Source organism: Roseateles flavus, assembly GCF_039872765.1.
Taxonomy (GTDB): Bacteria; Pseudomonadota; Gammaproteobacteria; order Burkholderiales; family Burkholderiaceae_C; genus Roseateles_B; species Roseateles_B flavus.
In genome coordinates this window covers 540,587-561,273 of sequence record NZ_JBDPZC010000001.1, presented here as the reverse complement: position 1 = coordinate 561,273, position 20,687 = coordinate 540,587, and the positions used below count along the sequence as shown (strand labels likewise).

At 68.3% G+C, this 20,687-nt stretch carries 14 protein-coding genes and 4 tRNA genes; 2 read left to right on the top strand and 16 right to left on the bottom strand.

Annotated elements, in window-relative coordinates; translation table 11 throughout:
• Positions 1-16: 16 nt before the first annotated feature.
• The 6 genes from secE to ABDJ40_RS02435 form a co-directional block, all read right to left on the bottom strand.
• Positions 17-400, bottom strand: coding sequence for a preprotein translocase subunit SecE (secE, locus tag ABDJ40_RS02460; protein WP_269632015.1), 384 nt, complete (start codon positions 398-400; stop codon positions 17-19).
• Positions 401-527: 127 nt separating this feature from the next.
• Positions 528-603: transfer RNA gene (locus ABDJ40_RS02455), tRNA-Trp, on the bottom strand.
• 15 nt (positions 604-618) lie between these two features.
• Positions 619-1,809, bottom strand: a complete 1,191-nt coding sequence (tuf, locus tag ABDJ40_RS02450) for an elongation factor Tu (protein ID WP_183103973.1) — start codon at positions 1,807-1,809, stop codon at positions 619-621.
• 48 nt (positions 1,810-1,857) lie between these two features.
• Positions 1,858-1,932: transfer RNA gene (locus ABDJ40_RS02445), tRNA-Thr, on the bottom strand.
• A gap of 71 nt (positions 1,933-2,003) precedes the next feature.
• Positions 2,004-2,077, bottom strand: a tRNA-Gly gene (locus tag ABDJ40_RS02440).
• A gap of 54 nt (positions 2,078-2,131) precedes the next feature.
• Positions 2,132-2,217 (bottom strand) — tRNA-Tyr (locus ABDJ40_RS02435).
• A gap of 617 nt (positions 2,218-2,834) precedes the next feature.
• On the opposite strand from ABDJ40_RS02435, the gene ABDJ40_RS02430 reads away from it, so the two are divergent.
• Entirely contained in the window at positions 2,835-5,465 is a 2,631-nt protein-coding gene (locus ABDJ40_RS02430) for a TonB-dependent receptor (protein WP_347605661.1), read from the top strand.
• A 544-nt stretch (positions 5,466-6,009) separates the two neighbouring features.
• Here the strand turns inward: ABDJ40_RS02430 and ABDJ40_RS02425 are convergent.
• From ABDJ40_RS02425 to ABDJ40_RS02390, 8 genes are all read right to left on the bottom strand, one after another.
• Positions 6,010-8,100: a peptidase domain-containing ABC transporter gene (locus ABDJ40_RS02425; protein ID WP_347607338.1), complete on the bottom strand. Its 2,091-nt coding sequence runs from the start codon at positions 8,098-8,100 to the stop codon at positions 6,010-6,012.
• A gap of 5 nt (positions 8,101-8,105) precedes the next feature.
• Entirely contained in the window at positions 8,106-9,332 is a 1,227-nt protein-coding gene (locus tag ABDJ40_RS02420) for an HlyD family secretion protein (protein WP_347605658.1), read from the bottom strand.
• A gap of 211 nt (positions 9,333-9,543) precedes the next feature.
• Positions 9,544-9,816 carry a hypothetical protein gene (locus ABDJ40_RS02415; protein ID WP_347605655.1) on the bottom strand — a complete coding sequence of 91 codons (273 nt, stop codon included), beginning with the start codon at positions 9,814-9,816 and terminating at the stop codon, positions 9,544-9,546.
• Positions 9,817-9,858: 42 nt separating this feature from the next.
• Positions 9,859-10,116, bottom strand: coding sequence for a hypothetical protein (locus ABDJ40_RS02410; RefSeq protein ID WP_269632017.1), 258 nt, complete (start codon positions 10,114-10,116; stop codon positions 9,859-9,861).
• A gap of 213 nt (positions 10,117-10,329) precedes the next feature.
• On the bottom strand, positions 10,330-10,626 hold the full coding sequence (locus ABDJ40_RS02405; protein WP_269632018.1) for a hypothetical protein: 297 nt from the start codon (positions 10,624-10,626) through the stop codon (positions 10,330-10,332).
• Between the two features lie 72 nt (positions 10,627-10,698).
• Positions 10,699-11,913, bottom strand: a complete 1,215-nt coding sequence (locus tag ABDJ40_RS02400) for a lanthionine synthetase LanC family protein (RefSeq protein ID WP_347605651.1) — start codon at positions 11,911-11,913, stop codon at positions 10,699-10,701.
• Positions 11,910-15,095, bottom strand: a complete 3,186-nt coding sequence (locus ABDJ40_RS02395; protein WP_347605648.1) for a lantibiotic dehydratase — start codon at positions 15,093-15,095, stop codon at positions 11,910-11,912. The genes ABDJ40_RS02400 and ABDJ40_RS02395 overlap by 4 nt, the downstream gene beginning before the upstream one ends.
• A 540-nt stretch (positions 15,096-15,635) precedes the next feature.
• Complete coding sequence (locus ABDJ40_RS02390; protein WP_347605645.1) at positions 15,636-17,165, bottom strand: tryptophan halogenase family protein; 1,530 nt, start codon at positions 17,163-17,165, stop codon at positions 15,636-15,638.
• 442 nt (positions 17,166-17,607) lie between these two features.
• Here ABDJ40_RS02390 and ABDJ40_RS02385 point away from each other — a divergent pair, with 442 nt between their 5' ends.
• Positions 17,608-18,612, top strand: coding sequence for a hypothetical protein (locus ABDJ40_RS02385; protein WP_347605642.1), 1,005 nt, complete (start codon positions 17,608-17,610; stop codon positions 18,610-18,612).
• 64 nt (positions 18,613-18,676) lie between these two features.
• On the opposite strand, the gene ABDJ40_RS02380 is transcribed toward ABDJ40_RS02385, so the two are convergent.
• Complete coding sequence (locus ABDJ40_RS02380) at positions 18,677-19,759, bottom strand: acyltransferase family protein (protein ID WP_347605639.1); 1,083 nt, start codon at positions 19,757-19,759, stop codon at positions 18,677-18,679.
• A gap of 23 nt (positions 19,760-19,782) precedes the next feature.
• Positions 19,783-20,676, bottom strand: coding sequence for a glycoside hydrolase family 16 protein (locus ABDJ40_RS02375; RefSeq protein ID WP_347605636.1), 894 nt, complete (start codon positions 20,674-20,676; stop codon positions 19,783-19,785).
• Positions 20,677-20,687 lie beyond the last annotated feature (11 nt).

Below are 20,687 nucleotides of genomic sequence, written 5' to 3'. Positions count from 1 at the left end.
GTCCTTTTGCACCAACTCAGCGCTTCCAACCCAGAATCAGGTCATACAACACCCATTCCAGGGTCTTGTCCGTAAGGAACAGGAAGAGCGCCATCACGACAACGAAGGCAAAGACGTAGCCCGTCATCTGCGTCGCTTCCTTGCGGGTGGGCCACACCACCTTGCGCACCTCGCGCAGCGAGTCCTGGCCATAGGCGATCAGGGACTTGCCGGATTCGGAGGTGAAGAAGGCACCGGCCGAAGCAGCCAGCAGCACGAGCAAGGCGCCCCACTGGGCCAGCGCGCCCTGCTTGGACAAGGCATAGAAGGCCACCAGTGCGCCGATCAGCAGCAGCACGGCACCGGCCAGCTTGACCTTGTCGGCACCGGAGGTGACGGTTTCGACTTGAGGATTGGACATTCGATTCGCTTTCAGCGCCCGTATCGGGCAAGGGTCAATCCTGACCCATCAGCAGCAAAGCCCGCCGAGACGAACTCCCGCGGGCTTGGCTTGACCACAAAGACCAACAATCCTGATCAGAGATTGCTGGCAGGGGCAGAGGGTCTCGAACCCCCAACCTTCGGTTTTGGAGACCGACGCTCTGCCAATTGAGCTATGCCCCTGTGGCCTTTCAAAGATTACTCGATGATGGTGGCAACCACGCCCGAGCCGACGGTACGGCCACCTTCGCGGATAGCGAAGCGCAGACCTTCTTCCATGGCGATCGGAGCGATCAGCTTCACGGTGATGCCGACGTTGTCGCCGGGCATGACCATTTCCTTGTCCTTCGGCAGCTCCACGGCACCGGTCACGTCCGTGGTACGGAAGTAGAACTGGGGACGGTAGTTGTTGAAGAACGGGGTGTGACGGCCGCCCTCTTCCTTGCTCAGAACATAGATCTCAGCGGTGAAGTGGGTGTGCGGCTTGATCGTGCCGGGCTTGGCCAGCACTTGGCCGCGCTCGACGTCTTCACGCTTGGTGCCGCGCAGCAGGATACCGACGTTGTCGCCAGCCTGACCTTGGTCCAGCAGCTTGCGGAACATTTCCACGCCGGTCACGGTGGTCTTTTGCAGATCACGGATACCGACGATTTCGATTTCTTCGCCGACCTTGATGATGCCGCGCTCGACGCGACCGGTCACCACGGTGCCACGGCCAGAGATCGAGAACACGTCTTCCACCGGCAGCAGGAACGCGCCGTCCACGGCACGCTCAGGCTGGGGGATGTAGCTGTCCAGAGCGTCAGCCAGGCGCATGATGGCCTGCTCGCCCAGATCGCCCGTGTCGCCTTCCAGCGCCAGCTTGGCCGAACCCTTCACGATCGGGGTGTCGTCGCCGGGGAAGTCGTACTTGCTCAGCAGCTCGCGGACTTCCATTTCCACCAGCTCCAGCAGCTCGGCGTCGTCCACCATGTCGCACTTGTTCAGGAAGACGATGATGTACTTCACACCGACCTGACGCGCCAGCAGGATGTGCTCGCGGGTCTGGGGCATCGGGCCGTCAGCGGCCGAGCACACCAGGATCGCGCCGTCCATCTGGGCAGCACCCGTGATCATGTTCTTCACATAGTCAGCGTGGCCCGGGCAGTCCACGTGAGCGTAGTGGCGATTGGCGGTCTCGTACTCGACGTGCGCGGTGTTGATCGTGATGCCACGAGCCTTTTCTTCCGGCGCTGCGTCAATCTGGTCGTAGGCCTTGGCCTCGCCGCCGAACTTCTTCGACAGCACGGTCGCGATAGCAGCCGTCAGCGTGGTCTTGCCATGGTCAACGTGACCAATCGTGCCCACATTCACGTGCGGCTTGGTACGTTCAAACTTGCCTTTTGCCATCTTGCGCTCCTGGCGATCAGATCAGAAAAGAGAAGGGGAGAAAGGAGGTGGTGCCCATGACGCGGATCGAACGCGTGACCTCTCCCTTACCAAGGGAGTGCTCTACCACTGAGCCACATGGGCATCGACACGGGTTTGACGACGACGAAAGAGCTTTCATCAAACCGGTGCCGACATGACCTTCAAGCTGCCGCTGGAGCGGGAAACGGGAATCGAACCCGTGTCATTAGCTTGGAAGGCTAAGGTTCTACCATTGAACTACTCCCGCCCGGGAGTTTTCTCTTTGAGCCAGAACCACCGACTCATCGAGTGTGCTTTGCCTTGGTGGAGGAGGCTGGATTCGAACCAGCGTACGCGTAAGCGGGCAGATTTACAGTCTGCTGCCTTTAACCACTCGGCCACCCCTCCGAGGCAAGCCCGCTACTGTAGCACAACTTTTCTAGATCTCAAGCAACTTTCGAAAACTCTTTCAAGCATTCTTCAAGCACCTGGACCAGAGCCACTGCGCCCCAGCTGCCGGCCCGCTTCCTGGCAACCTTTCGTGGCTTGCGCCACGAAACATCACCCCGAACCAGACCCGCATCAGCGGAGCCCACGACTATAGCAGCTTCCGCGAAGGCATATCAAGATGACGCCACCGGACTTGCGCCCGGACGCGCAGGCCCCCACACCACCCCGAGGCAAGCCCGTCCTGGAATCACCCTTAACCACGCCGCCGATCAACAATACCAATCAACTACCAAGCCAGCCGGCCCGCCCCTCATATCCACGCCCATATCCACCAGCATTCGACGCGGCCGCACCCCGCCGCTCAGCAGCGGTCGCAGCCATGCCACAGCAGGGAAAACACGCCCCTCAAAGTGGTAGCAAAGTGGATCTATTGATCGTTATAGTGGCATGGCATTGGTTGCATTTGAGGTGTGTATTGGTGGTGTCGTAGTGGGGATGAGTTTTCATCCCGCCCTCTGATGCCAAGTCTTTCAACAGGCCAGACCGAATTCACTGGCCACTAAGAGGAGCAGTTCATGAAGGTCTCAAAGACCCCCATCGCCGCGGCGGTGACCATCACCCTGCTGGGCGTTGCCATGGCAGCGCAAGCGCAGCAGGCTGAGCCGGCCAAGAAGGAAGGCAATCAGCTGGACCAGGTGGTCATCACCGGCATCCGCGCTTCGCTGCAGTCGGCAGCCAACATCAAGCGAAATGCCAACGCCGTCGTCGACGCCGTGACCGCCGAAGACGTGGGCAAGCTGCCGGACTCGGACGTCGGCGAATCGCTGGGCCGCCTGCCCGGCATCACGGTCGGCCGCGCCTTCGGCCAAGGTGCCACGGTGTCGGTGCGCGGCTCTGATCCGCAGATGACCTACACCACCCTGAACGGCCAGAGCGTGGCCTCCACCGGCTGGTACGACCAGGCCACGGTGGACCGCTCCTTCAACTACTCCCTGCTGCCCTCCGAGCTGATCGGCGGCATGGAGGTCTACAAGTCCTCCCAGGCTGACCTGACCGAAGGCGGCATCGGCGGCACCGTGATCGTCAAGACGCGCAAGCCCCTGGACCTCAAGGCCGGCACCGCCTTCGCCAGCCTCAAGCTGGGCAAGGGCACGGTCAGTACCGACCTGTCCAAGGACGTCGCCGGCCTCTACAGCTGGCGCAATGAAGCCAAGTCCTTCGGTGTGCTGGTCGCTGGCGCTGTGGAGAAGAGCGAGTACGTCCGCCGCGGCATCGAGTCCGACGCAGGCTGGGCTGGCGACGTGGCCCCGGCCACCTTCGTCCAGGATCGCAAGCGCACGGCCATGAACGTGACGCTGCAGGGCAAGCCGGCTGACAACATCGACCTGGGCCTGAACTACCTGAGCCTGGACCTGACGGGCGACAACACGAACAGCAATCTGTACCTGTTCATGGGTCAGAACGACAGCAACTGCAAGCAGAAGAACGCTGCTGGCCTGTGCGTCAAGGCGGTGGCTGGCGACAGCGATCCCGTCAACACCTTCATGCAGACCTGGGCCCGCCAGGGCAAGATGAGCTCGGACAGCCTGGTGCTGAACGGCTCCTTCCGCGCCGATGGTCTCAAGATCGACGCCGTGGCCGGCCAGACCAAGGCCAAGGGCGGCACCTCGCACACCATGAACTACGGCGTGGGCTGGTGGGATGAGGGCCAGAGCCTGCCCAAGTTCAAGGGCACCATCGACGCCACCGGCAAGCAGATCGTGATCTCCCCGACCGTCCCCATGGACGTGAAGGTGTCCAACCTGCCCTCCAAGCTCGTGCCGACCGGCTGGGCCACCGACCAGCAGCAGCCGAATGCCGACAAGGAGAACTTCGCCCAGGCGGACGCCACCTACGACCTGGACTGGAACGGCCTGACCTCCTTCAAGGCCGGTGTCCGTGCGACCAGCCACAAGTACGAGCAGAGCGCCCTGCGCGCCAAGTTCAGCCCCACCGTGGTCTCGGGCAACACCAGCGACCTGTACAGCGGCTCCATCAAGATGGGCCCCAATGGCTGGGACTTCCCCAAGGCCAACCTGGACGCCATGGCCGCCCTGTATGACAAGAACACCGCCTCCTGGACGCCCCAGCGTTCCAGCTTCGCCGAGATCGAGGAAGACAACCGTGCCGCCTACGGCATGTTCGAGTTCGAGAAGGCCGGCTGGCGCGGCAACTTCGGCCTGCGCTACGTCCACACCAACGTGACCGGTCGTGGCTACAAGTTCGATGGCACGCCGCTGGCCGCCAACGATGTGCCCAACAACGACGGCTGGGGCAACACCATCCGCGAGGAGAAGGCCAGCTACAGCGACTGGCTGCCCAGCCTGAATGCGGCCTACAACATTGACAAGAACACGGTGCTGCGACTGGCCGCCTCCAAGGCCATCACCCGCCCCAACTTCGAGTACATGTTCCTGACCAAGCAGGCCGGCTACAACGATGACCGCGTCGGCAACGAGTCCATGACCTTCGGCTCCGTGGGCCTGAAGCCCCAGGCCTCCAAGCAGTTCGACCTGGGCATCGAGTACTACTACGGCAAGGGCAACATGGTGTCCGCCGCGATCTTCCACAAGTCGATCGACAACTTCGTCACCGCCCTGGTCAAGACCAACCAGAAGCTGGGCGTGGTGGATCCGCTGAGCAAGGTCGACAACTGGACCGTCAACCAGTACATCAACGCCGGCGGCGGCAAGATCAACGGCTTCGAAGCCCAGATCAACCACAGCCTGGACAGCGGCTTCGGCTTCGCCGGCAGCTACACCTACGCTGACGCGAAGGCGCCCGCTTCCAGCTACCCGGACGGCCTGGCCCTGTTCACCCAATCGTCCAAGCACACCGTCAACCTGGTGGGCTTCTACGAAACGGAGAACTACACCGCTCGCCTGGCCTACAACTGGCGTTCCAAGTACATGATCCGTGAGACGGGCTACTACAGCTACCGCATGCACGATCCGTACGGTTCGCTGGACTTCAGCGCTGGCTGGAACATCAACAAGAACCTGCGCCTGACCTTCGAAGCCGTCAATCTGCTGAAGAAGGACGACGTGCAGTACGGTGCCGCCGACGCCGGCAACCCGGACGTCAAGGGCAGCATGAAGGTGGGCTACCCGGCCTGGTCCTTCATGGGCGAGACGACCTACCGCCTCGGCCTGAGCGCCAAGTTCTAAGCGATCCGTCGCCTGTAGGCCCCTCCAAGCCCGGCTCAGCCGGGCTTTTTTCGTCCTGGTGTTCTGCGCCGCTGACCAAGCGCCATGTCGACCCCGATTCAGGGTCTCAGCCCTGGCCGCGACGCCGCGTGTCCAGAACAGGACCGGCGCGGCAGTTGCCCTGGCTCCCGCGTCACGCGAGGGAGCCGGCATGCGCCAAGCCGGCCGCGCACATCAGGAACGACCAGCCACCCCGCTGCCGGTCCGGGCTGGTGCCGGCGAGCGCCTGGGGCCTGGGTCGAGCACGCCCGCCTGCACAGAAGCGGGACGTCACTTCAGACGTTATTCGCTGGGCACACTTGCCTGCTAGAGCGCATCCCCGGACGGGCTCACTCCAGCCCACTCAGGGCGTGCAGGCACGCAGGCAAGGGGCTATTGGCGGACGAGCACCCACATGCACCCACATGCACCCCCATGCAACCGCACGCACCAGCAGACGCCGGATCAGAGCGTGGCCCCTTCACGGCGGCGAAGCAGGCTGACAGGCAGTGCGCCAGTGCGGTCTTCAGCGCAGCGCCGGCGCCGCCACCGCCGCGAGCCGGATCACCCGGCCCGCGCGCTCGATGGTCTCCTGGCGATGGGCAATCACCACGCGGGTGAGGCGCAGTGCCTGGATGGCCTCGTTGACCTGCAGCTCGCGCTGGGCGTCGAGATGGCTGGTGGCCTCGTCCAGAAAGAGCACGCGCGGCTGCTTGTACAGGGCCCGGGCGAGCAGCAGGCGCTGCTTCTGCCCGCCCGAGATGGCCGCCCCCATGTCGCCGATCAGGGTCTGCCAGCCCATGGGCATGGCCAGCACGTCCTCCTCCACGGCGGCCTGGCGAGCGCAGAGCTGCACACGGGCCAGGTCCAGCTCGGGGTCGCCGAAGGCGATGTTCTCGGCGATGGTGCCGGCAAAGAGCTGGTCCTCCTGCATCACCGCGCCCAGGCACTCGCGCCAGGCCCTGAGGCCGACGGCGCCCAGCGGGCGCCCCATCACCAGGATCTCGCCCTCGGTCGGCTGGAGCAGGCCCAGCATGAGCTTGAGCAGGGTCGTCTTGCCGCAGCCGGACGGCCCCACGATGGCCACCGACTCCCCGGCCTCCACGCGCAGACTCACGCCGTCCAGCACCCAGGGCTCGTTCGCGGCATAGCGGAAACGCACCTGGCGCAGCTCGATGTCGGGCACCGCATCGCTCGGCAGGCCGGTGCCGCCCGCAGGCTCGGGCTCGCTGAGCACGATGTCCGCCAGCCGCTCGCGCTGGATGCGCAGCATGCGCACCTGGAAGCCGAGGTCGACCAGGGCGCTGATACGCCCGCTGAACTGGGTCTTGTAGGCGGCATAGGCGAAGCTCATGCCGATGGACAGCTCGCCCTGGATCACCAGCAGGGCGCCCAGGTACACCACCGCGATGTTCTCGGCGCCGAAGACCAGGGTGTTGGCGCTCTGGTAGAGCGTCGAAAGCCGCTGCGTGGCCAGCTCACGGTTGCTGGTGTTCACCAGCAGATTGAGCCAGTGCGCCAGGCGCTCGTCCTCGCGGTTGAAGAGCTTGAGCGACTGCACGCCGCGCACGGATTCCAGCAGATGCCCGTCCTGCCTCGCGGCATGGACGATCTGCTCCTCGTTGGCCTGCCTGAAGGGTTCATAGGACAGCACGCGGATCAGCACATAGGCCGCCAGCGCCAGCAGGGTCACCGCGGCCAGCTTGAGGCTGTAGACCAGCATCATCACCAGCGCCACGCCGGCCATCAGCCCGTCCAGCACCGCATTCAGGGCGGCCGAGGTCAGCGTCTGCCGGATGTTCTGGATGGCGCCGAAGCGCGAGATCACGTCGCCAAGATGGCGCCGCATGAAGTAGTCCATGGGCAGGCGCAGCAGCTTGCTCAGCACGCCCGCGGCCCACTGGAGGTTCAGCTGGGTGGAGAAGTAGATCACCATCCAGCTGCGCAGCGTGCTGATGGCCAGCTGCAGCAGCATCAGCATGCCGAAGCCCATCGCCAGCACCTGGAGCAGGTCGGTGTCATGCTGGACGATCACGCCGTCCAGCACCCATTGCTGGAAGAAGGGCGAGACCACCGCGAGGATCTCCAGCGCCAGCGACAGCATCAGCACCTGCAGCACCGAGCGCCTGAGGCCGCGCACCTGGCCCACCAGCTGCCCAAGGCTCACCGCCGGCTTGGGCTCGCTGCGCTGAAAGTCCGGCATGGGCGCCAGCTCCAGCGCCACGCCGGTGAAATGCCGCGACGCCTCGGCCAGGCCCAGCCGGCGCACCCCCTGAGCCGGGTCGTGGATGAGCAGTTCCCGGCCGCTGACCCGGCGCAGCACCACGAAATGGTTCATGTCCCAGTGCAGGATGCAGGGCAGCTGCAGCTGGGGCAGGTCCTCCAGTTCCAGGCGGACGGCGCGGGTGGAGAAGCCCTGCGCCGTGGCGTGCTCCATCAGCTGCTTGAGGTTCATTCCCTTGGCCGAGGCCTGGAGCTGCTGGCGCAGCGTCTGCACCTCGACCCAGCGGCCGTGGAAGCAGCTGATCATGGCCAGGCAGGCCAGCCCGCACTCGGCGGTCTCGGCCTGCTGCAGCATGGGCAGCCGGGCGCCGAATCCGAATCGCAATCCCTGCATCAGGTTCACAGCCGTCCCTTCAAGGCCAGCATGGGCTCGAAGATCCACTCGATCAGGCGCCGCTGGCTCAGCATCACATCGGCCTCCACTTGCATGTCGGGCTGCAGCGGCACCGGCTCACCGTAGGCCATCACCTGCTGGCGAGGCAGGCTCACCAGCACCCGGTAGCTGCGCTCCCCGCCGCCCGCGGCCGCGCCCTGCCCGGCCGCCCGGGAGAGCTCCTTCACCACGCCCTGCTGCTGGCCGAACTTCTGATACGGGAAGGCGGCGTAGCGCAGGTTCACGCGCTGGCCCGTCCGCACAAAGGCCGCTGCGCTGGACGGCAGCTGCAGCTCCGCCAGCAGCTGCGAGCCCTGAGGCAGCACCAGGCCGAGCTCCTGACCGGGCTGCACCAGCTGGCCCGGGTGCGCGCGCAGCGAGGTCAGCACGCCGTCCACCGGCGCGGTCAGCACCCATTCGCGCCGCCCTTCCGCCTCGGCCAGTTCCTGGTCGAGTGCGGCCAGCTGGCGCCGGGCCTGGGCGCGGGGGCCGTCGTCGCGCAGGGTCTGGGCCTGCAGGTCCAGCTGGAGCGCCTGCAGCTGGGCCTTGAGTTCGTGCTCGCTGCGTTCCAGCACCGCGAGCCGGGCCTGCTGGTCCAGGACCTCGTCGGCACGCTGCTGCAGCTGCAGGGGGCTGGCAAAGCCGGTGCGCTGCAGCTCCTCGTAGCGCTGCAGCGTGGCCTGTGCAGATTGCAGGCGCCTCCGCTGCAGGGCCTGCTCGGCCTGGGCGCGTGGCAGCGCCTGCTCGAGCTCGCGCTGCTTCTGCCGCAACGCCTGGGCCTGGGTCTGGGCCAGTGCGTCCAGCAGCCTCAGCTCGCGCTCCAGGCCGCTGCGCTGCTCCTGGAGGCTGCGCACGGCCTGCTGGCTCAGCTCGCCCTTGAGCGATTGCCGCTCGGACCGCAGGCGGAACAAGACCTGCCCCTGCCGCACGGCATCGCCCTCGCTGGCCCTCACCTCGGCCAGCAGGCCGGGCTGAAGGGCACTCAGCGGCACCAGGCCTTTGTCCGGCACCAGATGGCCGCTCACGCGGGCGCGCTGCGTGTAGCTGCCCAGGAACAGCAGCACCAGCACGCCCAGGCCCAGTGCCAGCGCGGCCGAGGACATCCACCAGAAGCTGCGCGGGCTGCGCAGCAAGACCTGACCCTGCGCATGACCGCGCCGCAGGTGATCGAGGGCGGCTTGACGAAACAGCATGTGGGGGACTCGCTCGGGTCGGAGACGGGATCGGCGTCCGCGCACCCGGCGCTGGGGCCGGCGCGCGTCCGCGGGAAAGGGGAATCGGGAGGCGAGTGGATGCCTGGTGGCATCCACTCGCGATCAACCCGCCATCAGCCGCTCAAGCGCTGCTGTCGGACGGCGACGAGGCCCTCCGAGGCGGTCCCGGGCCGATGGCAGGCCGCCTGCATCAGCACAGATAGCTGGCACCGCCGCCGCAACGCGGCGTGCGCGACACCGGCGGGCAGGCGCTGGTGGCGCAGGCACCGGTGGCGGGCGGGCAGGTCTGCGTCTCGGGCACGCCCGTGGGGCAGCCCGAGGCAGCATTGATGGTCATGCAGGGGCGGTTGGTGGGGTCGTCGCCGCAGGCGGCGATCGAGGTGTAGCCACCGGCCACGTCGGTCAGTTCGCTGGCGCCCAGTTGGCGCACCGAGGTGGTGGACAGCTTCAGCTTCTTGCTCATGGTCAGTCTCCTTGATGGATGTCGTGGAAAGCGCCGCGGCGCTCAGATGCACCAGCCCTTGGTGACGTTGGTCGTGGGCGCAGGGCAGTTGGTGGTGGCCGGCGGGCAGGTGGCCGTGGCCGGCGGCGGGCAGTAGTTCGTCTGGCAGGGGTTGTTGGACGGGCAGGGGCCGCAGTAGGCGTTGGACAGCGAGGTGTTGCCGGTCGGGCCGCCGTCGGCGCCGGCTACCTGGCCGACTTCGGAAGAGGACAGGCTGCGCACCGAGGTCGTGCTCAGTCGCAGGCGGGTGGAGTTGCTCATGGATGATCCTTTTGGGAGAGGAAGGCAGCGCAAGCGCTGCCGCGGAGAGTCGCCGGGGCCGTTCACGGCGGTCCGTCGGCGTCGGCACCTGGCATTCCGGGAGCTCCGTGCAGCTCCAGGAGCACCAAGGTGTCGAGGGCGCCGCCCTGCGCTCAGGCCCGGCCGAGCCCTCCTGCACGGCGGCGTGTTCAGGCATCGCGCCCGGGCCGCGAATCAGGCCCAGGGCACGCAGACGGCGCCCGTGGGAGCGCAGCCGCGGTCATGCGTGGGCGACACGCAGGTCGGGAGGCTCGCCGGCGGGCAGCCACCAGTGGCGGGCGGGCAGTCGGCCGTCGCCGGAGGGCAGGTGTTGCTGACGGGGCAGCCCACGGACCAGCCGGCGCAGCCGGCCTGCGCCGGCCCCGTGTAGGAGATGGGCGGCGTGTAGCCCCCGGCCACGCCTTGCTGCTCGCCCTCGTTGAGATGCCGGATGGAGGTCGTGCTCAGCCCCAGCTTGTTGCTCTTGCTCATGGTTCTTCCTTGCGTGATGAGCCGCCTTGAACGGCTGCCTGCGCGGCTCGAAAGCAGGCACTGCGTCAGTCGTCAGGCCGGTGCGGTCGCTCGGGCCTGCAGGGCGCGGCGTCCGGCCAGAAATGGCAGGCTCCAGTGCAGCGCGGGGGTCAGGTCTTGCTGCAGCTCGGCCAGCACCAGGGCGAGCCCGGCATGGCCTTCGAGCAGGCTCAGATCCGGCGCTGCGTCCGCCTCCAGCGCCGCGAGCAGGCCGCCCTCGCCCTCCAGGGCATGCTGCCGCTGGAAGCGGGCGGCCATCTCGGCCCGCTGCGGGGCCAGCTGGCGCAGCAGCCAGGCCGAGCCGATGCTGCCGTGGCACAGCCACGCGTCGGAAAAGCCCAGGCTCGGCAGCGGGCGTCGAGAGAGCGACTGCAGCAGGCGCTCCACCCAGGCCTCCAGGCCCGGATCTGCCAGCGCCTGCGCCGACAGCTGCAGGGCCGCGGCCATGCCCAGATCGCCATAGCACCAGGCGCAGCGCGATCCGCCCGCCTCCTCCGCCGCCACGCCGAAATGAGCCGGCCCGCCCTGCTGCTCGTGGCGCCTGAGCGTCTGCAGGCTGCCCAGCAGCAGCTCACGCCCCTGCGCGGCGCCGCTGGCCCCCACGGTCTGGGCATAGGCCAATGCGGCCAGCACGCCCGCCTGCCCGTGGGCGACGCCGAGGTCCGTGCACCCAGTGGGATGCACATCGCCCATGGGAAATCCGCGTATCCAGGCCGCGGGGGTGAACCAGGACAGGCCGCCCGTGCCGTCCGGCCGCGCCTGGGCAGCCAGGCGCCGGAGGCAGGCCTCGGCCAGGGGCAGGTCCCCGCCCTGCTGCTCGCGATAGGCCGCGTAGACGAGCAGCCCGCTGAGGCCGCCGATCAGATCGAAGTGCTCGGGCAGCCCCTCTCCACGGCGCAGGCAGTCCATCAGGTGCTCGTCCGCGTCCCGGGCCATCTCTTCCGCCATGCCCAGCGCGTGGACGCGGTCCAGCTCCAGCGCGGCGAACAGCAGTCCCTGGACACCCTGGAACAGGCCGTGCGGGTAGCGCGGAAGCTGGGACAGCAGGCGCGCCAAGCGCTCGGCCAGCCAGCCCGCGTCGAGGCTGGGCGGAGCACCGCGCGCCACGGCCAGCTCGTCGAGTGCGGCCAGCGCCAGGAGCTGCCCGGCGGCACCGCGCGCATAGGTGGCATCGCGCCAGTCCTGGTCCAGTGCCCGGCGCAGGTGCCCGCGCACGGTCTCGACCAGGCGAAGCTGCGCCGGGCTCATGCGGCCGGCTCCGCGGCGGCCACGGGGGCTCGCCGCGCCTGGCGGGCGCGCAGCAGGCGCCTCGCGAAGTCATAGAGCAGGGTCTCGTGGCGACGCGGCTCGCTGGGCGCCAGGCGGTTGCAATGCATGTGCAGCAGGCTTTCGAGGACCTGCTCGCGCTGCGCCTCCGGCAGCGTCTGCAGCTGCACCTGCAGCGCCTGCAGCAGCGGCTCACGGCGTGGAGCATGCAGGGCCAGCACCGCCAGCCATCGGCCGAGGCTGCCCTCCCCTTTCTGCAGCCCTTCCAGCTCGCGCCTGAACTCCCGGAAGCGGGCGCCGATGGCCACCAGCGCTGCCGAGCGGCCCGCGCTGCCGGCCTGCTCCTCCAGGAACTGCCGGGCCAGCTTGTCCAGCAGGGCTTCGCGCCGTGCCGGGTCGGGGCACAGCTGGCCGGCATAGGCGTCGAGGGAGGCCAGGGCGTGGAGCCAGCGCGGTGCCGCCTCCACACCGGCCTCGCCAGCCTCGGCTTCGAGGTCCAGCAGGGCCAGCAGCTCGTCCGAATCCACGGCAAAGAGCTGCTCCGCCAGCGCCAGACCACCGGCGCCACCGTAGCGCTGCAGCTCCGGCAGGTAGTCGTCCGTCTGCACGCGCCACAGCAGGCCGCGCCGCTGGGCCTGCGCCAGGCTGGACTGCAGCCGTTCGTGCAGCTGCACCAGGGTGTCGCGGTCGCGGGCGCGGCAGCGCAGGCGCAGGTGCTCGAAGCTGTCCTGATAGCGCACGACGAACCAGGCCTTGAGCTGGCCCTGCGACTGAGCCTCCCGCATCAGCGGGGCGACGTGCTCGCGCAGCACCCGGTCGGCATAGCCCGCGCCGGTGTAGAGGCGCAGATAGATCCAGTCATCCAGGCAGGGGCGGCGCTCGCCTTCCGCCACCAGCGCCTCGCGCTCCGGATGCCAGGCTGCGGGCTGCGCAGGCGCGGCCGCGCGCTTCGGGCGCCGCAGCGGCAGCAGCCATTCCTGGCTGTGCTGATCGAAGGCCTGGTGCTGCTGCGCAGCGTTGAGGGCCAGGCACTCGTGCAGCAGGGCCTGCGGCAGCTTGATGATCTCGTCCAGCAGCAGGGCGACCGATCCGGGGTTGTCCAGGTCCACCGGCAGGTGGTTGTCGTGCTGGTCCCAGGTGACGAAGCGCGGCAGGCCGCGCTCGGCACGCCAGGCGCCCAGGCTGCCTTGCGCTGCGGCCTTGTTGAGGGCCTCGATGCCGGGGGCATCCAGCAGCCAGCGGGCGCGCGCCAGGATCAGGCCTTCGCAGGCCACCCGCGGCAGAAAGGGCAGGTGCTGGACGGCCTGAGGCCAGGCAAAGCCCATCCAGGGGCCGTCTTCGTCCTGCAGACCGGCCAGGAACTCATAGGTGCCCAGCTGGCGGGCGCTGTAGTTGTGAGCGCTGCTGAGACGCGGGATGACGCGGCGACCGCTGCGCCGCTCGCGCAGCACGAAGCGATCGCCCACGAGCTGGATGCTGAGGTCGCTGAGCCACAGCTGTTGCTCGCGCGGCTTGTCGCTGCTGCCGGCATAGACGAGCTCGTGGCTGGCCAGGGCCGGGCGGCGCAGGATATTGAGCAGGCGGTCCTGCGGGTGATGGATCAGCTCGGCGTAGAGGCAGTCCGGCTGCTCGTCGCGGTCCTCGCGGGCATAGCGGGCGGCGGCCTCGGTCAGCTGCGGGCTCAGGTGGCAGAAGCGGGCGACCAGCTCCAGGCCGTTGCGCCCGCCCAGGCCGCGCAGCTCGAACTGGGGCGCCTGCCCGGCCGGCGCCGGCAGGCGCGCGACCTGGGCATAGAGCCCCTCGGGCAGGGTCGGTTCGGCCGGCTGGCCCAGGCCCTTGAGGTCCTCCGTGCTCAGTTCGATGGGCTCACCTTGCCCGCCCTGCGCGAAGAGCCGGCTCAGCACCAGGCGTTCCAGCGGCAGCATGGGCAGCGCACCGCCACCCTCACCGCCGCCAGCACCGCCCAGCTTCAGGCCCTCCAGCAGAGGGGAGGCCAGGCTGCCGCGGTTCGGATAAGGCAGGCCCAGCTCCGGATGCAGCGCATAGGCCAGGTTGACCTCGCGCTCCTCGAAGCGCTCGCGGAACAGGCGCTTGTAATCCTGCCGCTGGGCCGTGCGGCGGGCCGTGAGCCCCATCACTGTCTGCAACCGGCTCACCAGGCTGGCCACCAGGGCCGGGTCCAGCCGGGCGGGGCGCGGGTCCAGGGTGTCGATCTGCAGGACGCCGCGGCTCAAGTCCTCGCTGCCGATCTCGGCCTCGATGCGCTCGCGCAAGGCCTGGTAGGCCGGCACCAGGGAGGCCTCACTGCCCGCCTGGGCCCGCAGGCCCTGGAGATGCCGCTGGATGTCCAGCAACGCCTCCAGCGCCGGATGCGGCGACGTCCGGGCCAGGGCCTGATCGAGGCTGCAGCCCGGGCTGGCCGTGGGAGCCAGCAGAGGCTGAAGCAAGCGGCGGTCGATCAGCTCGTGCAGAAAGTCCGTGGCCTCCGCCGGCTCGACCTCCAGCTGCCGGCACAGCAGCCCGTTCAAGGTGCCGAAGGCTTGCGGGACCTGGGCGCCATCCAGCAGCAGCTGCAGGGCCTCGCCGTGGACGAGTTCGACGGCGCGGTAGCTGCGCTGGCGGTTGGCCTGGTAGATCCAGTCCACATAGCTGAGGTGCTCACCGCAGCGCACCGCCGTGTTGCTGATCTGCCAGTGCAGCTGCTCACGCCAGCCGCGGTCCTGCAGGGCCCGCTCCAGCAGGCAGGCTTCCACGCCGCTGTCCAGGTGGATGCCGCGCTGCAGGGCCTGCGTCATCGGGGCGGACGCGGGATCCGGCTCCGCTTCTTCGTGCGCCCCCGTCGTCGCCAGCTGGACCTGGGCGAAGAGTCCGAAAGGCGTGCAGCGGTAGGCCGCGCGGCTGAGGAAGCGCGCCAGGCTGGCGACCAGCTTCTTGCGCTCCGTCGGCAGGCGGCTGACCTCCCCCACGCCCTGCCTCAGCTCCTGCAGGCGGGCATGCAGGGAGGGACTGGACACATACAGCCCCTCTTCCAGCCACGGCTGGGCATACAAGGACAGGATGAAGGACTCCGGGTCCTCGCTCCGCTGCCAGTCCTGGAAATGCCGCAGGGGCAGCAGGGGGCGGCGCAGCACGGCGAAGCCCGCCGGCGCGATCAGCTCTTTCATGGTCTCCCTCCGAGACGAAACGAATGACGCCGGAGATCCACCACAGCCGCAGGCCAGGCCCTGGCAGCGGATCTCCGTCCTGCACGATGTGCTGGCGCCGTGTTTCCGGCGCTCGACACCAGACCCTGCACAGGCGACCGCGCATGCACCAGAGCACCACCGACCCAATCCATTAGGTCAGCGCCCCGACATCTGCACACCACCTGATGCCCTGCCTTCCCGGCCACCTCGCCACTGAATCAGCGAAGCACCAATCAGGATCCAGTTTCTATATTTGAATACCAATTTAATACCTGCACAAATCCAGCGCAAGCATGGAATCCAGGGGAATGAGCCCCCGGCTGCCCCACCTGTCAGTTCTTACAGGTCAAGGGAGTGGCCCGGTTTCAACGCATGAACAGACCGGGCGGACAGGCGCCTGCAGCGAAGCGCGCCGCTGCACCGGCCCGTGCCGGCGAAATCATGCGAAACGCCGGAGCGCGGCGCAGGCGGCCGCGGCCCGGCCGCCTGCCGATGCGCGGGAGCGCCTGAACTGCGGGCTCAGCCGCGCGCCTGCGCGGCGGCGGCGCGCAGGCCGTCGAGCCACTCGCGATGGGACGGCAGGCTCTCCACCAGGCGGCGGGCGCGCGCCTCGACCTGGGCCAGCTGCTGGCGCGCCTCCCGGCGCTCGGCCTCGCCGATGGGGAAGCCGCGGGTGGCGAACTTCATGCCATAGAGCACGTACAGGTAGTTCTCGACGCTGAAGAGCTCGAAGCGGCTCCCGAAGTCCGTGGCCTGGGGCGGGGCGACGCGCCATTTCGCCAGGCGCTCGCGCAGGACCTCGGACAGGTGGCCAGGCTGGCGGTTGTCGAGCCAGAAGTCGGAATCGCTGCGGTCCGACAGGTGGTAGTGCAGCTGGACGAAATCGATGATCCGTTCCCAGGCCTGGCCGGTCGCTTCATTGAAATGGCGCCGCAGCGCGGGCTCGTCGCCCTGCTGACGGGGGAAGTTCCGGGACAGGAGCTGGGCCGAGAAGTCCGTCAGCAGGATGGACGTGGCCTCCAGCGGCTCGACAAAGCCCTGCGCCAGCCCCAGGGCCACGCAGTTGTGGCTCCACATCTGCTGGCGGTAGCCGATCTTCATGGCGATCTTGCGCGGCACGAAGCCGGCCTCGGGGCGGCCCAGGTAGCGCGCGAAGGCGGCCACGGCCTCGTCCTCGCCCATGTAGGCGCTGGCGTAGACGAAGCCGGTGCCGCGACGCTGGGTCACGGGGATGTCCCAGATCCAGCCCGCGCGGTGTGCCGTGGCCAGGGTGTAGGGCGCGATGGGCTCGTCGGGGCCGAAGGGCACCTGCTGGACCAGGGCGGTGTCCGTCAGCACCTGGTGCGACTTGTCCACGAAGGGCACCTTGAGCACGCCCTGGGTCAGCAGGGAGGCGAAGCCGCTGCAGTCCACGTAGAAGTCGAAGGCCAGACGCTCGCCGCTGCGGGTGCGCAGGGCCGCGATGCCGCCGTCGGCCGCGCGCTCGGCGCCGACGATGGTGGCGAGCTGGTGCCGGACACCGAAGCGCTGCTGCGCATTGCGCGAGAGGAGCTGGGCAAACTGCTGCGCGTTGACGTGATAGGCGTAGTCGGCCTCGCCGACATAGGGCCCGGAGGAGATCTGCTTGGGACTGCGCCCGGCCTCCGAGAGGCGGGCTGCGACGGACACATCGTCGAAGGGCCGCCCGCCGCTGTCCTCCAGCCAGGCGGGCGTCACGTCCAGCCCGCCGGGGAAGGGCGAGGCAAAGGCGTGGAGGTAGTGGTGGTCGGCGCCATGCCGGGCCGCATCCAGCCAGCCCTGGAAGCGGATGCCGGTCTTGAAGGTGGTCTCGCAGGACAGCATCAGCTCGGCCTCGCCGATGCCGAACTTCTGCAGCGACTGCTTGATGAAGGGCACCGTGCCCTCGCCCACGCCGATGATGGGCACCTCGTCCGACTCGATGACCGTGATGCTCAGCTCCGGATCGGCCGCCAGTTCGCGCCCGAGGTGGTTGGCCGCCAGCCAGCCTGCCGTGCCGCCGCCGATGATTGCAATCGTCTTGATCTTCATGGATGCCCTGACTGGTACCGCCGCGCGGACGAAGGCGCTGCCAGGTCCTGCGGCAGCGAATGCTTGTCGGGCCGCCCTGCTTCGGCCCTCTGGCAGGGAATGCTGATTGGTATTTAAGTGGTAGTCAATCAACATCAACCATGAGCGCTGCGCCGCCCAGGCATCCGGCAGGCTCCCGCGCCTCTGGCATGAATGCCACGCCGCTGTCTATCGCGTGGCCGCTGTTCGCACCGGTCCCTTCGAACCTCGCAAGTCTTTCAGTGGCGCGGCCTGGCGTTTTTTGCGATTCTCCTGCCGCGCCGAGCCAGGAGGGGTCGGTGTCAGCAAGCGCCCGTCCTACCCCATACCTGCCTCGGACGGGAGGGCGCCCAAGACCATGAGCGGGGAAATGCCGATGCACGCCGCGCGCGCACGGCCAGGTCGAGGGCGGGACTGAGGAACTATGCAGCGACAACACCTGCTTCTGGGTGCCGTGATCCTGGCGTGCGCCGGCGCGGCCCATGCCGACTGGTCACCCCGTGTCATGTCCGGCCAGTACGTGGCGACCGTGTCCTATGGCGGCGGCAGCCTGAGCTATGCCGAAGACTGGCGCAGCAGCGGCCCCCTGGGCACCCTGGCCGGCCAGATGAAGGCCGTGCCCTACAGCATGCAGAACGGCCTGAACGACTTCATGCGTCAGGCCGCTGCCAACCAGGGCGTCAACTTCCAGAGTGGCGCGCTGACGGGCGACGTCAATGTGCGGGTCCAGCCGCAGGGCAATGGCACCGTGCTGATGACGCTGGGCGGCATCAGCTACGACGCCTACACCCAGTTCAGCGGCAAGCGCTGGGGCATCATCTCCTACAGCTGCGTCAACCACGCCTCCCTGGGCAATCTGCAGGTCACGGCCCAGTACGGCGCGGCGAACGGCGAGCTGCCCTCGGACAAGATCGGCGTCACCGCCAACGTGGGCTCCTCGACCGACTGCGACTCCAACCTCAGCTGGATCCTGCCCATCCTGGGCAACATCATCGTCAACAAGGTCGAGGGCAAGATCGACCAGGGCGTGCTGAACGGCGTGCAGGGCTCACTGGCCCTGGTCAAGGACAGCCTCTTCTTCGGCCGTGACCAGAACTACCTGACCGGCCTGAACAAGCTGATCCCGGCCGACAAGGTGGTGTCCCTGCCCAATGGCCAGACCTTCCCCATCGGCCAGTACGTCAACAACAACCTGGCCTATCTGATCGCCAACAGCCAGATCAGCGTGCAGCTGGGCAAAGGCGCGGTGGTCCAGGGGGTCTACGGGACCGGCGAGCCCATGTCCAACGTGATCAGCGGCAGGGTCATCACCCTCAATCTGAGCGTGCCTGGCGTGAGCTTCTCGGTGGATCTCATTGAAAAGCTGAACGTGCAGTGGCAGTGGAAGTGCAGCCTGCGCGACCCGTCCAAGTCCTGCCCCATCCCCTGACCGGCGTCAGCGCCGTGCGCCGGGCCGGCCCGTGAGGGTCGGCCCTCCTGCGAGAAGGCCTGGCTCAGAGCTTCCAGTACCAGCCCCGGCGGTCCAGGGCCCACACGATGAAGCTCCACACCGCCACGAAGGCCAGGGCAAAGCCCAGGGACTGGACCTCAGGGCCGACCAGCGCCCCGACGGGCGCAAACACGCTGCGGTACAGCGGCCCCATCCAGCCGAAGCCCTCCAGGAACACCGTGCACATCCAGGCCCCCGCATAGGCGGCCATGGCGTTGACGCCGAAGGCTCGCCCCAGCGGCGGCAGGCCGCGGCGGTCCACCAGCTCGTAGGCCAGTGCCAGGGCCGCGAAAGCCCAGCCGCCGGTCCAGAGGACGAAGCTGGGCGTCCACAGCTGCTTGTTCCAGGGCACCCATTGCGTGGCCAGCGCGCCCAGCAGGAGCAGCAGGGCCGCGGGCATCCACAGGCTGCGGCCGCGCCCCTGGCGCAGGCGCTCTCCGGCGATCAGGCCCAGCACCGTGCTGGCCAGGGCGCCCAGGGTGCTGAGCAGGCCCTCGGGGTCGTGACCCAGGCCGGTCGCCGCATCCCACTGGTAGTTCCAGCGGCCCAGGATCAGGCTGTCCAGGCGCGAGGCGAGATTGGTCTGCGGCTCCCAGCCTGCGCCCCAGGCCCCACCCCACGTCATCAACCCGCCATAGCCCAGCAGCAGCACGGCCAGGCCGCCCCAGCGCGCGCGTTCGCTGCGCCAGGCGGTGCCCAGCAGGGCCGCGAAGGCCAGGCACAGGCCGATGCGCTGCATCACGCCCATCAGCCGGTACTGCGGCTTGTCCATCAGCCACCAGGCCAGCAGGTGCAGCACCAGGCCCAGCACGAAGACCTTCAACGCACGCTTCAGCAGAGGCGGCAGCACCAAGCCGGCCGGCTCGCCACGGCTCCAGCGCCCGCCCGTGGCCAGGCTCAGGCTGGCACCGGCAATCAGCAGGAAGAAGGGGAAGATGAGGTCGGTGGGCGTGCAGCCGTTCCAGGCGGCGTGCTCCAGGGGCCAGAACACATGGTCCCAGTCGCCCGGATTGTTGACCAGCAGCATGGCGGCCACGGTCAGGCCGCGCAGGGCATCGACGGAGGCCAGACGGGAGTTCGCAGTCATCGGGAATGGCGCAAGGCGCGGGCTCAGAAATCGCAGCGGCTGTCCAGCGCGGGCTGTGCGGCGGGCACGGTGTCCTCGCGGCCCCTGCCCTGGCGGCGGTAGGCGGCCACGGCCGCCTCGACCTGCGCCGGGCTCAGGACCTCGTTGCGCGCATGGAAGACCCAGTCCACGTCCTGCTCGTAGCGGCGTGCCGGGCCGCCTGCGGGCAGCAGGCCGCCGGGCGAGAACCACTGGTTGAAGTTGATGGACATGGGCACCACGGGGTAGTTGCGCCCGCCGTGCTCGGCCACCTGCCGACCGTCCAGGAAGAGACGCACGCGGCCACCGGCCACCTGCATCAGCAGCACATGCCAGGCCGCATCGCTCGCCCCCAGCGCGCCCATCTCCTCATGCGAGCCGTTGTAGGCCAGCCAGGGTTCGATGCGCACGGTCTGCCAGCTGATGCCGTAGAGCCGGGTCTTCTCGCTGCCCCAGCCGCCGTTGGGCAGGTACTCCCAGTCGATCTCGCTGAACTGCGGGTCGAAGTCGTGGCGCAGCGGCGCGACGGCGTAGAAGGTCTGGATGACGGGGTCGCCGTCCGCGCCCTGCACCGGCGCATCGCTGAAGCGGATGCGCGCGGCGTAGGTTCCCTCGAAGAACTTGCGCTGCTGGCACAGCTGGGCCTGGCGGGTGCCGGGGCCGGTGCCGTCGGTCTCGGCCACCAGGCGCAGCAGGCGGTTGCCCTTCTGCGCAGGATCGTCAAGCAGCCGCAGCTGGGACTCGCCCCACTGCGCGCCGGGCACGCCGGGGTGGCCCGGCGCCGTGCGAGCCGTCCAGCCGGCGGCCTGCAGGCCGGCCAGGTCGGCGTCGCTGAAATCGTCAAAAAAACGGCCGGCCCCGCTCTGCGCGGAGGCCGGCCCAAGAGACAAGGCAAGCACAAGGCCTACCA